The 14,171-nt window shown below is 71.7% G+C and carries 10 protein-coding genes and 1 pseudogene; 6 read left to right on the top strand and 5 right to left on the bottom strand.

Features of this window, described 5'->3' with window-relative positions:
• Positions 1-149 precede the first annotated feature (149 nt).
• Genes ACIRVH_RS32625 through ACIRVH_RS32615 form a run of 3 tightly spaced genes read left to right on the top strand, consistent with a single transcriptional unit; the run spans position 150 to position 4,599 of the window.
• A complete protein-coding gene (locus tag ACIRVH_RS32625) occupies positions 150-1,985 on the top strand; it encodes an ABC transporter ATP-binding protein (RefSeq protein ID WP_403960681.1) in 1,836 nt (611 codons plus the stop codon).
• Entirely contained in the window at positions 1,982-3,850 is a 1,869-nt protein-coding gene (locus tag ACIRVH_RS32620) for an ABC transporter ATP-binding protein (RefSeq protein WP_403960678.1), read from the top strand. The genes ACIRVH_RS32625 and ACIRVH_RS32620 overlap by 4 nt, the downstream gene beginning before the upstream one ends.
• A gap of 50 nt (positions 3,851-3,900) precedes the next feature.
• Complete coding sequence (locus ACIRVH_RS32615; RefSeq protein WP_403960675.1) at positions 3,901-4,599, top strand: VOC family protein; 699 nt, start codon at positions 3,901-3,903, stop codon at positions 4,597-4,599.
• Positions 4,600-4,659: 60 nt separating this feature from the next.
• Here ACIRVH_RS32615 and ACIRVH_RS32610 read toward each other — a convergent pair whose 3' ends face one another.
• From ACIRVH_RS32610 to glgX, 5 genes and pseudogenes are all read right to left on the bottom strand, one after another.
• A complete protein-coding gene (locus ACIRVH_RS32610; RefSeq protein ID WP_403960672.1) occupies positions 4,660-5,904 on the bottom strand; it encodes a hypothetical protein in 1,245 nt (414 codons plus the stop codon).
• 8 nt (positions 5,905-5,912) lie between these two features.
• Positions 5,913-6,668 (bottom strand): annotated as a pseudogene (locus ACIRVH_RS32605) (dolichyl-phosphate beta-glucosyltransferase); the annotation flags it as partial.
• A 122-nt stretch (positions 6,669-6,790) separates the two neighbouring features.
• Entirely contained in the window at positions 6,791-7,318 is a 528-nt protein-coding gene (locus ACIRVH_RS32600; RefSeq protein WP_403960669.1) for a hypothetical protein, read from the bottom strand.
• An 11-nt stretch (positions 7,319-7,329) separates the two neighbouring features.
• Positions 7,330-7,836, bottom strand: a complete 507-nt coding sequence (locus tag ACIRVH_RS32595; protein ID WP_403960666.1) for a SigE family RNA polymerase sigma factor — start codon at positions 7,834-7,836, stop codon at positions 7,330-7,332.
• Between the two features lie 112 nt (positions 7,837-7,948).
• The gene (glgX, locus tag ACIRVH_RS32590; protein ID WP_403960664.1) at positions 7,949-10,195 is read right to left on the bottom strand and encodes a glycogen debranching protein GlgX; all 2,247 of its coding nucleotides are present in this window, start codon (positions 10,193-10,195) and stop codon (positions 7,949-7,951) included.
• Between the two features lie 234 nt (positions 10,196-10,429).
• On the opposite strand from glgX, the gene ACIRVH_RS32585 reads away from it, so the two are divergent.
• The 3 genes from ACIRVH_RS32585 (at position 10,430) to ACIRVH_RS32575 (ending at position 14,048) form a co-directional block, all read left to right on the top strand.
• Positions 10,430-11,653 (top strand): Ig-like domain-containing protein, encoded by a 1,224-nt coding sequence (locus ACIRVH_RS32585; protein WP_403960661.1) that lies wholly within the window; start codon positions 10,430-10,432, stop codon positions 11,651-11,653.
• A 157-nt stretch (positions 11,654-11,810) separates the two neighbouring features.
• On the top strand, positions 11,811-13,058 hold the full coding sequence (locus ACIRVH_RS32580) for an Ig-like domain-containing protein (protein ID WP_403960658.1): 1,248 nt from the start codon (positions 11,811-11,813) through the stop codon (positions 13,056-13,058).
• 222 nt (positions 13,059-13,280) lie between these two features.
• Complete coding sequence (locus tag ACIRVH_RS32575) at positions 13,281-14,048, top strand: enoyl-CoA hydratase/isomerase family protein (RefSeq protein WP_403960655.1); 768 nt, start codon at positions 13,281-13,283, stop codon at positions 14,046-14,048.
• Positions 14,049-14,171: the final 123 nt, after the last annotated feature.

Below are 14,171 nucleotides of genomic sequence, written 5' to 3'. Positions count from 1 at the left end.
CGACTCCCTTGTACGACGCCTCGAACGTTCCCCCAAGCTGTCGGCTTCGCTCGAGCAGGGGGAACCCCCAGGTCGTAGGACCAGGGACGGATGTGGGTCCGGCCAAAACTCGGTGGGCGATGTCAGTGCGGATCCGTAGGCTCGCGATGATGCCCACGACACGTGCAACCACCCAGGACCGCTCCGCCGTACGCACCCTTCTGCGACTGTGGCCGTACGTCCGCCCCGTGCGGGCCCGGCTGTTCACGGCCGCGTTCGTCGCGGTCGTCGCCTCCTGTACCGGACTGGTGATCCCGCTCGTCCTGAAGTGGCTGGTCGACGGACCGGTCGCCGACCGGGATCCGGCCGGGGTGTGGCTCGGCGCGCTGTACCTGCTGCTGCTCGGCCTCGCCGAGGCCGTCCTGTTCGGCATACGGCGCTGGCTGGTGGCCCGGCCGCTGTCGCACGTCGAGGCGGAGATGCGGGCGGGCCTGTACGGCCGTCTGCAGCGGCTGCCCGTGTCCTTCCACGACCACTGGGCGTCCGGCCAGTTGCTCTCCCGGGGCACCACCGACCTGATGCTGCTGCGCATGTTCCTCGCCTTCCCGCTGACCTTCCTGCTGGTCAACGGAGTGACGATCCTCGTCGGCGTGGTGATCATGCTGATGCAGGACTGGGTGCTCGGGCTGGTCATCCTCGGGCCGGCCGTCCCGGTCATGTGGACCTGTGTGGTCTTCGAGCGGCGCTACGCCGAGGTGGCGCGGCGCGCCCAGGACCAGGTCGGGGACCTGACGACGATGGTCGAGGAGAGCGTGCTCGGCATCCGCATCATCAAGGGCTTCGGCCGGCACCGCAGCCAGGCACGGGCGTTCCGGGAGCTGTCGGGCAGACTGCGCGACACGGAGCTGCGCAAGGCGCGGCTGCTGGCCACCATCTGGGGCGTCATCGTCACGCTTCCCGAGGTGGCGATCGGGGCGGCGCTGGTGCTGGGCGCGGTGCGGGTGGCCGACGGGGACCTGTCCGCGGGCACACTGGTCGCCTTTCTGAGCACGGCACTCGCGCTGCGGTGGCCGGTGGACTCGATCGGCTTCCTGCTGGCGATGAGCCAGGAGGCGGCGACGGCGACCGAGCGGTACTTCGAGGTGATGGACGAAGCGCCGGAAGACGGGTCGGCCGGGGGCGGCTCGCGCGGCTCGGCGCCGCGAGATGCCGCTGCGCGGGGACTGCGCTTCGACGACGTCCGGTTCCGCTACCCGGACGCGCCCCCCGACTCCCCACCCCTCCTCGACCACATCGACCTCCACATCCGACCCGGCGAGTCCATGGCCCTGGTCGGAGCCACCGGCTGCGGAAAGACGACGCTCACCGCCCTCATCCCCCGCCTGCACGAGCTGACCTCCGGGCACATCACCCTGGACGGAGTCGACATCACCGCGATGTCCCGCGAGGAGCTGCGCGCCAAGGTCGCCGTGGCCTTCGAGGAACCCACGCTGTTCTCGGCCGACGTCGGCGAGAACGTGCTCATGGGGGCCGGGGACGACGCCTCGGAGGCGGACCTCGACCGCGCCCTCGCCGTGGCGCAGGCCGAGTTCGCGCACGCGCTCCCGCAGGGCACCGGCACCCAGGTCGGCGAACAGGGCCTGAGCCTGTCCGGTGGTCAGCGCCAGCGTCTCGCGCTGGCCCGCGCGGTCGTCGGCCGGCCGGAGTTCCTCGTGCTGGACGACCCGCTGTCCGCCCTGGACGTGCACACGGAGGCCGCCGTGGAGGCCGCGCTGCGGCACGTCCTCGCCGACACCACCGCGCTGATCGTGGCCCACCGCCCGTCCACGGTGCTGCTCGCCGACCGGGTCGCCCTGCTGTCGGGGGGCCGGATCACCGCCGTCGGCACGCACCAGGAACTGCTGCGCACCAACGCCGAGTACGCACACCTGATGTCCGGCGAAGAAGGCGAAGAAGGCGAACAAGGCGAACAAGTCCGAGAAGGGGAACGAGGGGACCTCCGATGACCACCACCACGACCGCCGCCCCCGCCACGGACAACGACGACGAACTTCCCCGCCCCGAGGCCACCGGTGGCGCGGGCGATCCCTTCGACCGGGACGTCCTGCCCACTCCACCCGGGGCTACGGCCTCCCTCCTGCGCTCGCTGCTCGCACCCATGAGGGCCCGGGTCACCCTCACCACCGTCCTCCTGCTGTTGCAGCAGGCGGCGGTGCAGGCGGGCCCGCTGCTGGTGGCGTACGCCCTCGACACCGCCGTACCGGCGTTCCGGGACCACGACCACGGTCCGCTCATCGCGGTCGGCGTCGGCTATCTGCTGTGCGCGCTGCTCTCCGGCGGGCTGCAGTTCGCGTTCATCGAGGTCTCCACCCGGGTGAGCCAGGACGTGCTGCTGGACCTGCGTGGCCGGATCTTCCGGCACGCGCAGGCGCTGAGCGTCGACTTCCACGAGCGGTACACCTCGGGCCGGCTGATCTCCCGCTCCACGACGGACGTCGAGTCGCTGCGCGAGCTCCTCAACGAGGGGCTCCAGGAGCTGGTGACCGTCGTGCTGTCCTTCGTCTACATCTCGGCGATGCTGCTGTGGCTCGATCTCGGCCTCGGCACGGTCGCGGTGGCCTCCTTCGTGCCGCTGTACCTGCTCGTCCGGGTCTACCAGCGGCGCGCGGGGCGGGTGTACCGCGCGCGTTCCACGGCGATCGCGGCGGTGATCGTGAAGTTCGTGGAGACGATGAACGGCATCCGCCCGGTGCGCGCGTTCCGCCGGGAGGCCGCGAACGACGCCGAGTTCGCCGGGCTCAACAGGCGGCACGAGCGGACGAACGGGAACGCGCTGCTGGAGATGGCCCGGTACGTGGTCGGGTCCCGCCTGGTGGCCAACACGGCGGTCGCCGCGATCGTCCTGTGGGGTGCCTACCGGGTGGCGTCCGGCTCGCTGGCGCTGGGTGTGCTGGCGGCGGCCGTGCTGTATCTGCGGCGGCTGTACGACCCGATCGACCGGCTCGGCATGTTCCTGAACTCCTACCAGTCGGCGGCGGCCTCCCTGGAGAAGATCGCCGGGCTGCTGGCGCAGACGCCGTCCGTGCCGGAGCCGTCGGCGCCCCGTGAACTCCCGTCGGCGAGGGACGAGTTCCCGGGCCGGGAGGTCGTCTTCGACGGGGTCCGCTTCGCCTACCGCACCGGCGGCGAGGTGCTGCCCCGCTTCGACCTGACCCTCCCGGCCGGGCAGACCGTCGCCGTGGTCGGCTCCACCGGGGCGGGCAAGTCGACCCTGGCCAAGCTGCTCGCCCGCTTCTACGACCCCTCCGACGGCCGGGTGCTGCTGGACGGCGTCGACCTGCGCGAGCTGGCCGTGCCCGAACTACGGCGCGGGGTGGTCATGGTGACCCAGGAGGCCTTCCTGTTCTCCGGCACGGTCGCGGACAACATCGCGATCGGCCGGCCCGACGCCACCCGCGAGGAGATAGAGCGGGCCGCGAAGGCGATCGGCGCGCACGAGTTCATCAGCGCACTGCCCGACGGGTACGACACCGACGTACGCAAGCGCGGCGGGCGCATCTCGGCCGGGCAGCGCCAACTGGTCTCCTTCGCCCGCGCGTTGCTCGCCGACCCGGCGGTCCTGATCCTGGACGAGGCCACCAGCTCCCTGGACATCCCGGGCGAACGGGCCGTCCAGCGGGCGATGTCGACGGTCCTGCGGGGCCGCACCGCCGTGGTGATCGCCCACCGCCTCTCCACCGTGGAGATCGCCGACCGCGTCCTGGTCATGGAGCACGGCCGCATCGTCGAGGACGGTCACCCCGACGAACTCATCGCGGGCACGGGGCGCTTCGCGGACCTGCACCGGGCGTGGCGGGACAGCCTGGCGTAGCCGCCGATCGGTCGAACTGCGTTGTCGGACCTGCCGGTTAGGTTGAGTTCATGACCTACGCAGAGGGCAGGGCCGAGCGCATCAGGCCGCAGCGGTTTCACGAGACCCCCGGCCTGGAGGACTGGCGTGTGCTGGGGGAGGGGGCGTGTGCGTACTTCCGTACCGGGTCGTTCGCGGCCGGCGCCCGGCTCGTGCAGGCGATCGGTGCGTTGCCGGGTGTGGGGGACGGTCCTCCGGACGTCGACCTGCGGCACGAGGGCGTGACCGTACGGCTGATCACGATCACGGACGACTCGTACGGTCTGACCGAGCGGCACATCGAGCTGGCCCGGCGGATCTCGTCGGTGGCCCGCACACTGGACATCCCGGCCGATCCGTCCGCCGTGCAGACCGTCCAGGTCACCGTCGACGCCCTCGCCCGTCCCGACGTGGTGCCCTTCTGGCGTGCCCTGCTCGGGTACCAGGACCGCGCGAACAGCCCCGAGGACCTGATCGACCCGCACGGCCGCGGGGCGCCGTTCTACCTTCAGCAGATGGATGCGCCGCGCCCGCAGCGCAACCGGGTCCACGTCGATGTCTGGGTGCCGTACGACCGGGCCGAGGCGCGGGTGGCCGCAGCGCTCGCGGCCGGTGGCCGCCTGGTGAATGATGCCGACGCGCCGTCGAACTGGGTGCTGGCCGACCCCGAGGGGAACGAGGCGTGTGTCGGCGTGGCCGGCCGGCCCGGGACGGGCCCGGCCCGTCCCTGACGAGCGGCCGCCCAGCGATGGTTCGCCCCGCAGGAGCTGTGCGACAGACGGGACCGGGCCCTACGGCACTCCGAGTTCGAACAGTGCGTACCCCGCGTACGAGCCGGAGGCCAGGGCGGCGATGCCGAACAGGGTGCACTGCATGCGCAGGCTGAGGCGGCGCATGGCTACGGCGAGGGGGATGAACAGGGGGAAGCAGGGGAGCAGGTAGCGGGAGACGTTGGCGAAGATCTGCTGGCTGCCGAGGACCAGGGCGAGGGTGAGGACGGTGTGGACGACCAGCACCGCCGGTGGGCGCAGCCTCAGCAGGAGGGGGAGGAGGGCGAACGCCAGCAGGACGACCCCGACCCCGATCACGTCGGCGAAGGGCCAGGCGGACAGGTAGGTGAAGTGACCCACGGGGACGGACGTCAGGACGTCGAAGGTCTGCTTGCCGTAGTCGAAGCTGTGCGCCCACGCGCCCGACTGGAGCTTGAAGTAGCCGCCGTAGTCGCCCATCCGGTGGCCCACCCAGCCGAGGTAGCCGAGCAGGCCGAGCGGGGCCACGGCCATGGCGAGCAGCGGGCGCAGGACGCCGTCGCGGCGATCGCGCAGCGCGCACAGCGCGGCGACGGCGAGCGCGGCGATCAACGCGGCGGCCGTGGGGCGGTTGAGGCCGGCCATGAAGGTGAGGACGCCGGCGGTGAGCCAGCGGCGGGTCATGACCGCGTAGCAGACCCAGGCGGCGAGGGCGACGTAGAGGGAGTCGGAGTAGACCGCCCACTCCACGCCGGAGCCGGGCCAGACCGCCCACAGCCCGGCCGCCGCGAACCCGGCCCGTCGGCCGCCGAACCGGTCGGCGACCGCGTAGATCCCGAGGGCTGCGACGAACGAGGCGAGGATCGAGACCAGGAGGCCGGAGCCGAACGGGCCCAGGCCGGTGACCGCCGAGGTCAGCCGCATCAGCGCCGGGTACAGCGGGAAGAACGCCGCCGAGTTGCCCTCCAGGGTGATCAGGCCGGTGGCGCCGGGGATGTGGACGAGCTTCGGGTCGTAGCCGTGCAGCGCGATCTGCTGGTACCACCAGCCGTCCCAGGTGGCCAGGACGTCCCAGGTGTGCGCTCCGCCGCCGAAGCGCGGGTGCTTGGTGCGGAAGTCGCCGGCCGAGTCCAGCAGGTACATGAAGGAGCAGAAGCCGGCCAGTTTCAGGGCGCCGTAGAAGGCGAGGACCGGGCCGTGGTGGCGGGCGGCGGCGCGCAGGCGTTCGCGGGGGCCGGGCGGGCGGGCCGGGGCCGGCGCGGGTATGTGGTCCAGGGTCATGGTCATGCGGCGCTCGATCCCGTACGGCGGCGGGCCGGTGCGCGGCGCATCCGGGCGATCCCGCGCAGGTCGGCCAGCGCCGTGGCGAGGATGTCGACCCGGCTGTCGGGATCGTCCACCCAGTCCACCGGCACCTCGTGGATCCTGAGGCCCGCCCGCTCGGCGAGCACCAGCAGCTCGGTGTCGAAGAACCACTCCCCGTCCCGCACCAGCGGCAGCAGCCGCTCGGCGACATCGCGCCGCACCGCCTTGAACCCGCACTGCGCGTCGGAGAAGCCCACGGACAGCGTGCAGCGCAGCAGGACGTTGTAGCAGCGGGAGATGACCTCCCGTTTGGGGCCGCGCACCACCCGGGCGCCGGGTGCGAGGCGGGTGCCGATGGCCAGGTCGGAGTGGCCCGAGATGAGCGGTGCGACCAGCGGCAGCAGCGCCGCGAGCCCGGTGGACAGGTCCACGTCGGTGTACGCCAGCACGGGCGCCCGCGAGCCCGACCAGGCCGCGCGCAGCGCCCGCCCGCGCCCCTTCTCGGGCAGCCGTATGCACTCCACCTCGGCCAGCTCCTCCGCGAGCCGGGCCGCGATGTCCGGGGTGCGGTCGGTGCTGGCGTTGTCGGCGACGGTGATCCGGAACGGGTAGGGGAACGTGTCGCACAGGTGCGTGTGCAGCCGCCGGACGTTCGGCTCCAGGTCCTTCTCCTCGTTGAACACCGGCACGGCCAGGTCCAGGACGGGCTCCTCGTGATCGGTCGGCAGCGGGGCGCGCCGGGGCAGCGGAGTCCTCGACGGTGTGGCCCGACGCGGGCGGAGATTTATCACGTAGGTCCCTTACGTTCTTGAATGTGAGGCGCACTGAGGGAGCGCGCGGCGGTGAAGTGACGGAGGAGGGCGGCGCGTTATCCGGTCGGGCTGGCCACCTGGGAGGGGGCGTCCGACGAGTCGTCCGGGTTCGCGGTGTCCGTGGGCGGCGGTGCGGTGTTCGTGTCCCGGTCCGTGGGAGTCGCCGTGGCCGTGCCGGTGGGCGGCGGGTCGGTGGCCGGGTCGGTGGTCGTCGACGTCGCGGGCGGTACGGAGGTCTCCATGGTTCCGCCGGGGTTCGGTGTCCCGGTGGTCGCCGTCGAACTGGGCGGCGGGCTCGGCGAGTCGTCCGGCGAGGGGGACGTGTTCGGGGTGGGCGTCGGGCTGACGGCGGGCCGCGGGTGGGGCGCGCTGGGCCGGTCCGTGGTCGGTGTGTGCGGCCACAGGAACAGGCCGAGGCCGAGCCCCGCGACCGCCAGCACGGACCCGGCGGCCCGGCGCGCCGCCCGCACCCGGCGCCGGGTGCGCACGCCCGCGTACAGCCGGTCCTGGTTCCTGGCCTCGAAGGGGCTGTGCTCCTGGGTGCTGTGCATCAGCTGCGTCAGCTGCCGTTCGAAGTGATCCATGGCTTCTTTCCTCACCCCACCGGCTCGATGACGTCGGCCAGGAGCCGGCGCAGCCGGGCCACCCCGCGCGAGGCGTGGGACCGGGCTGTGCCCACCGGGCAGCCCAGGGTCTCCGCGACCTGCCGGTCGGGCAGGTCCTGGTAGTAGCGCAGGACGACGGCGGCCCGCTGCTGCGGCGTCAGCTCGGCGAGCGCCGCCTCCAGCCGGGAGCGCTCGGCGACGGTCGCGGACATGTCGCCGGCCACCGCGACCTCGGGCAGCTCCTCGACGGGCCGCTCGCCCCACCAGCGCCGGCGGGCCGAGCGGGCCGCGGCCCGGGCCAGCACCTTGCGCACGTACGCCTCCGGCGCCTCGTCGGCGACCTTCGGCCAGACGAACCACAGCTTGACCAAGGACTCCTGCAACAGGTCCTCGGCGCGATGCCGGTCCCCTCCGGTGAGCAGACGCGCGAGATGGAACAACACCGACCAGCGTGCCGTCACGAACGCGTCGTACTCACCTGCCCGAGCCTGCTCCATTCCCGCGGTCCCCGTTCTTGCCGACTGTCTCCACAGGGGGAAAGGCCCTGGGCCCCCGCCCACGCTGCACCCGGCCGACGTGATCCGCGTCACGCACAGGACTCACACAGCGTCAGTCGACGCGCAGCAGCAGGACGGCCCGGGCCGGCACCATGATCTCCGTACCGGCCGGATGGACCGTGCCCGGCGCCTCGGCCTGCTCCTCGCGCGAGGTGTCGACCACGACCTCGTACCGCTCCGCCCAGGGCGCGCCCGGCAGCACGAAACCCGTCGGCCGGTCGCCCGCGTGCAGCACGGTGAGGAAGCTGTCGTCCAGGACCGGCGCGCCCCGCTCGTCCCGGCCCGGGATGTCCCGTCCGGACAGATACATGCCAAGCGTGGCGGCGGGTGCGTACCAGTCGCCCTCGGTCATCTCCTCGCCCCGGGAGGTGAACCAGGCCAGGTCGCGCAGGCCGTCGGCCGAGTGGGCACGGCCGGAGAAGAAGGCGCGGCGGCGCAGCACCGGGTGCCGGTGGCGCAGGGCGATCAGCCGGGAGGTCAGGTCGAACAGGGGGCGCCAGGCCGGGTCGTCCAGCAGGGACCAGTCCAGCCAGCTGATCTCGTTGTCCTGGCAGTAGGCGTTGTTGTTGCCGCGCTGGGTGCGGCCGAGTTCGTCGCCGGCGACCAGCATGGGCACGCCGGTGGACAGCAGCAGGGTCGTCAGGAGGTTCCTGAGCTGCCGGCGCCGCAGGGCCCCTACCCGCTCGTCGTCCGTCTCCCCCTCGGCCCCGCCGTTCCAGGACCGGTTGTCGTCGGTGCCGTCCCGGTTGTTCTCGCCGTTCGCCTCGTTGTGCTTGGTCTCGTACGACACCAGGTCGCGCAGGGTGAAACCGTCGTGCGCGGTGACGAAGTTGACCGAGGCGTAGGGGCGCCGGCCGCCCCAGGCGTACAGGTCGCTGGAGCCGGACAGGCGGTAGCCCATCTCCCGCACATCGGGCAGGGCGTGGCGCCAGAAGTCCCGTACGGCGTTGCGGTAGCGGTCGTTCCACTCCGTCCACAGCGGCGGGAACGCGCCCACCTGGTAGCCGCCCGAACCGATGTCCCACGGCTCGGCGATGAGCTTGACCCGGCGCAGCACGGGGTCCTGGGCGATGACGGCCAGAAAGGGCGACAGCATGTCGACGTCGTGCATCGAGCGGGCCAGGGCCGCCGCCAGGTCGAAGCGGAAGCCGTCCACGCCCATTTCCGTCACCCAGTAGCGCAGCGAGTCCGTGATCAGCCGCAGGACCTGGGGCTGGACCACGTGCAGGGTGTTGCCGCAGCCGGTGTAGTCGGCGAACCGGCGGGCGTCGTGCTGGAGACGGTAGTAGCCGCGGTTGTCGATGCCCTTCAGGGAGAGCGTGGGGCCCAGCTCGCCCGCCTCGGCGGTGTGGTTGTAGACCACGTCGAGGACGACCTCGATGCCGGCCGCGTGCAGCGCGCGGACCATCCGCTTGAACTCGCCGACCTGCTGGCCCGTCGTACCGGAGGCCGCGTAGGCCGCGTGCGGGGCGAAGTAGCCGATGGAGTTGTAGCCCCAGTAGTTCTTCAGACCGCGGCGCAGCAGATGGTCCTCGTGGGCGAACTGGTGCACGGGGAGCAGCTCCACGGCCGTGACGCCCAGCTTCACCAGGTGCTCGATCGCGGCCGGGTGCGCCAGGCCCGCGTAGGTGCCGCGCAGTTCCTCGGGAATGCCGGGGTGCAGCTGGGTGAAGCCGCGCACGTGCAGCTCGTAGATCACCGAGTCCGCCCAGGGCGTCTTGGGGCGGCGGTCGTCGGCCCAGTCGTCGTCATCGTGGACCACGACGCCCTTGGGGACGTACGGCGCCGAGTCCCGGTCGTCGCGCACGGTGTCGGCGACATGCTGCTCCGGCCAGTCCCGGACGTGCCCGTACACCTCGGGCGGCAGCCCGAACTCACCGTCCACCGCCCGCGCGTACGGGTCCAGCAGCAGCTTGGCCGGGTTCCAGCGGGCGCCGGTCCACGGGTCCCAGCGGCCGTCGACGCGGTAGCCGTAGCGCTGCCCCGGCATCACGCCCGGGACGAAGCCGTGCCAGATCTCGTGCGTCAGTTCGGTCAGCGGGACCTGCGTCTCCCGGCCCCGCTCGTCGAACAGACACAGCCGGACCGCCTCCGCCCCGCCCGCCCACAGCGCGAAGTTGGTGCCCGCGACCCCGTCCGGGCCCACCCGGAACCGGGCCCCCAGCGGAGTCGGCGCACCCGGCCACGCGGGCGGGGCGGCCGGCAGGGCGCGACGGACGCCGTCCACCACGGCAGCCGGCTGCCCGCTCTCGGCGGCCCGCCCCTCGGCCAGTGCCCGCTGCTCGGCTGCGCTCGTCACCAGTCGGCCCCTCTTTCAGTGGCTCGCCCCCGGGGCGCAGTCGGCCGCGCCGAAGGGCCGAGCGTGCCCGGACCCTTCCGGCCCAGGGCACGCTCGGCCGCCCGGTACGGCTGCGCCCCGACGGCTCCGACGATGGCGCGGCGGCTCCCCTTCGCGTCGTCCTCCCCACTGTTCTGCCCAGCCCTGGCGTCGCACTCACGTTTCCCCGGAGCGTGCCCGGTCGTTGAGTCCCACGTGAGGCACGTAAACGGGCGCGCACGGCGCGCGGGGGCCGCATTGGCCGCCGTACTGACATGGGCGGGTCTGCTGGCCGGCTGCTCCTCGGGCAGCCCCGGCGGACTGGACTTCGACCGGGTCCTCGGCAAACATCCGGCCCCCGAGGACGTCATCCGGGTCACCCCCGACGACGGCGGAACGGGTGTCAAACCCGGGGAGCGGCTGCGGGTACGGGTGCCCGACGGGCGCCTGGAGAAGGTGAAGGTCGTCAGGTCCCAGGACGCGCAGGACTCCCCGGTCCCCGGGCACATCAGCGCCGACGGGCTCAGCTGGGCACCGGACGACGAACGGCTGGCGCTCGCCGCCAAGTACACCGTGGACGCGGTCGCGCTGGACGCCGACGGCGGTCGATCGGCCCGGCACACCACGTTCACCACCCTCGTCCCCGCGGAGCGGTTCATCGGCTACGTCACGCCCGAAAACCGCTCCACCGTCGGCACCGGAATGATCGTCTCCCTCGCTTTCAGCCGGGACATCACCCACCGCGCCGCTGTCGAACGGGCAGTACGGGTCACCGCGAATCCGCCCGTGGAGATCCGCCCGCACTGGTTCGGGAACAACCGTCTGGACTTCCGCCCCGAGGCCTACTGGAAGCCCGGCACCGAGGTCACCGTCGACCTCGGCCTCAGGGACGTCGAAGGGGCGCCCGGCGCCTTCGGCCTGCAGGACAAGACGTTCACCTTCACCGTCGGCCGCAGCCAGGTCTCCCGGGTGGACGCGGCCGAGCACATGATGGAGGTCCGGCGCGACGGGCAACTGCTCGCGAACGTGCCGATCACCGCGGGCGCACCCAAGACCACCACCTACAACGGGAAGATGGTGGTGATGGAGATGCTCGAGGTCACCCGCATGAACAGCCGGACGGTCGGCTTCGGCGGCGAGTACGACATCCCCGACGTCCCGCACGCCATGAAGCTCACCGACTCCGGCACCTTCCTGCACGGCAACTACTGGTCCTCGGACGCCCCCGGCCGGGTCAACGTCAGCCACGGCTGTGTCGGGCTGAGGGACGTCAAGGGCGGCAGTTCGGACACTCCGGCGGGCTGGTTCTTCGACCGCAGTCTGGTCGGTGACGTCATCGAGGTCGTCAACAGCGAGGACAAAACGGTCGCTCCCGACAACGGCCTCGGAGGGTGGAACATGGCCTGGAAGGAGTGGAAAGCGGGCAGCGCGGTCAAGTAACCGGATGAGGGACAGGGTTGCGGGCGAGGACGGCCGGTTGAATTTGCGACTGAACGGTGACATTCACCTGACACCTCGCTCAAAACCCTGCGGTTAACATGCGCACACCAAGTGTGGTGGGGAGCGGGCCTGACCTGGCCCGGCGAGGGGAGAACAAGTGAACGTGCGGCCTGTTTCGGGGGCGTCGGTGGGGGGCCGGGGGAGAGGCCGTAAGGGGCTGGCGCTCATAGCCGGCGCCCTGCTCGTGACCCTCACCGCGTGCGGCGGCGGTGACTCGGGGTCCGGGTCCGGGGCCGGTTCCGGCGACGGGAAGGGCAAGGACCCCAGCACGCAGCAGGGCAAGCAGTCGACGGCCGCCGTCAGCATCTCGCCCAAGTCCGGTGCCACGGGCGTCGACACCAGCGGCGCCCTGAAGGTGAACGTCAGCAAGGGCAAGCTGACCGAGGTCACCGTCAAGGACGCCAAGGGCGCGAAGGTCGACGGCGCCATGGCCGGCGGCGGCACCTCGTGGACGCCGTCGACCCATCTGGCCGCCGGCACCAAGTACACGGTGCACGCGGTCGCCAAGGACTCCGCGGGCCGTGAGGCCGCCGAGGACTCCAGCTTCACGACGCTCACCCCGCAGAACACCTTCGTCGGCTACTTCACCCCCGAGGACGGCTCCACCGTCGGTGTGGGCATGCCGTTCTCGGTCCACTTCACCCGGGGCATCACCAACCCGGGCGACGTCGAGAAGGCCATCAAGATCAAGACCGAGCCGGCTGTCGACGTCGAGGGCCACTGGTTCGGCAACGACCGCCTGGACTTCCGTCCCGAGAAGTACTGGAAGGCCGGCACGAAGGTCACCGTCGACCTCAACCTGGACGGCGTCAAGGGCCGCGACGGCGTCTACGGCGAGCAGCGCAAGACGGTGAAGTTCACCATCGGCCGCAACCAGGTCTCCATCGTGGACGCCAAGAAGCACACGATGAAGGTCACCCAGGACGGCAAGGTCATCAAGACCATCCCGGTCACCACCGGCAAGCCCGGCTACGACACCTGGAACGGCCAGATGGTCATGCGTGAGAAGCTCACGGTGACGCGCATGAACGGCGAGACCGTGGGCTACGGCGGCGAGTACGACATCAAGGACGTCCCGCACGCCATCCGCCTGACCGACTCCGGCACCTTCATCCACGGCAACTACTGGGGCGGCGACGCCTTCGGCAACTACAACGCCAGCCACGGCTGCGTCGGCCTCCGTGACGTGCGCGGCGGCTACGACAAGAACGTGCCGGCGGCCTGGTTCTTCAACCACTCGATGAGCGGCGACGTGGTGATCGTGAAGCACTCCCACGACCGCACGGTGGACCCGGCCAACGGCCTCAACGGCTGGAACATGTCCTGGGCCGACTGGAAGAAGTGAGCCCTCGGTGAGCTGCCGGCCCGGTGCTGTGAACTACGGCACCGGGCCGGCGGTCGTTTTTGGGGCAACCCCCAGACCCCCGGCCGGATGTGATCGACCGCACCGCCCCAGTTGCCGTTAGTGCCCGTGCTGTGCCTGTCTGGGGGCAACCCCCAGACCCCCGGCCGGATGTGATCGACCGCACCGCCCCAGTTGCCGTTAGTGCCCGTTAACCTGCTGCGCATGACCGTGAATCTCGAAGTCGCCGAAGGTGTCGGAACGCTGCGGCTGGACCGGCCGCCGATGAACGCGCTGGACGTCGCCACGCAGGACCGGCTGAAGGAGCTCGCCGAGGAGGCCACGCGGCGCGAGGACGTGCGCGCCGTGGTGATCTACGGCGGCGAGCGGGTGTTCGCGGCGGGCGCGGACATCAAGGAGATGCAGGCGATGGACCACACCGCGATGGTCCTGCGCGGCCGCGCCCTGCAGGACTCCTTCACCGCCGTGGCCCGCATCCCCAAGCCCGTCGTCGCGGCCGTCACCGGGTACGCGCTCGGCGGCGGTTGCGAGCTGGCCCTGTGCGCGGACTTCCGCATCGCCGCCGACAACGCCAAGCTCGGCCAGCCGGAGATCCTGCTCGGTCTCGTCCCGGGCGCGGGCGGCACCCAGCGGCTGCCCCGCCTCGTCGGCCCCTCCAAGGCCAAGGACCTCATCTTCACGGGCCGGATGGTGAAGGCCGACGAGGCCCTCGCGATCGGTCTGGTGGACCGGGTCGTCCCGGCCGCCGAGGTCTACGAGCAGGCGCACGCCTGGGCCGCCAAGCTGGCCCAGGGGCCGGCCATCGCGCTGCGTGCGGCGAAGGAGTCGATCGACACCGGCCTGGAGACCGACATCGACACCGGACTCGCCGTCGAGCGGAACTGGTTCGCGGGTCTGTTCGCCACCGAGGACCGCGAGCGGGGCATGCGCAGCTTCGTCGAGGAGGGGCCGGGCAAGGCGAAGTTCCTGTGAAGTTCACCGCTGAACTTCCGTGCTGAGGCTTGCAGTTGACGCCTTGTCTGATCCGGGTCCCTCGATGGGGCGGTTTATGGGAGCCTTAAGGCAACCTTAAACCTGCCTCGTCGAGGGAGTCCG

The sequence above is a fragment of the Streptomyces sp. NPDC101165 genome (assembly GCF_044768135.1).
Classification (GTDB): Bacteria; Actinomycetota; Actinomycetes; order Streptomycetales; family Streptomycetaceae; genus Streptomyces.
Note: the sequence above shows the minus strand (reverse complement) of the source record. Positions and strands in the feature narration are given on the sequence as shown.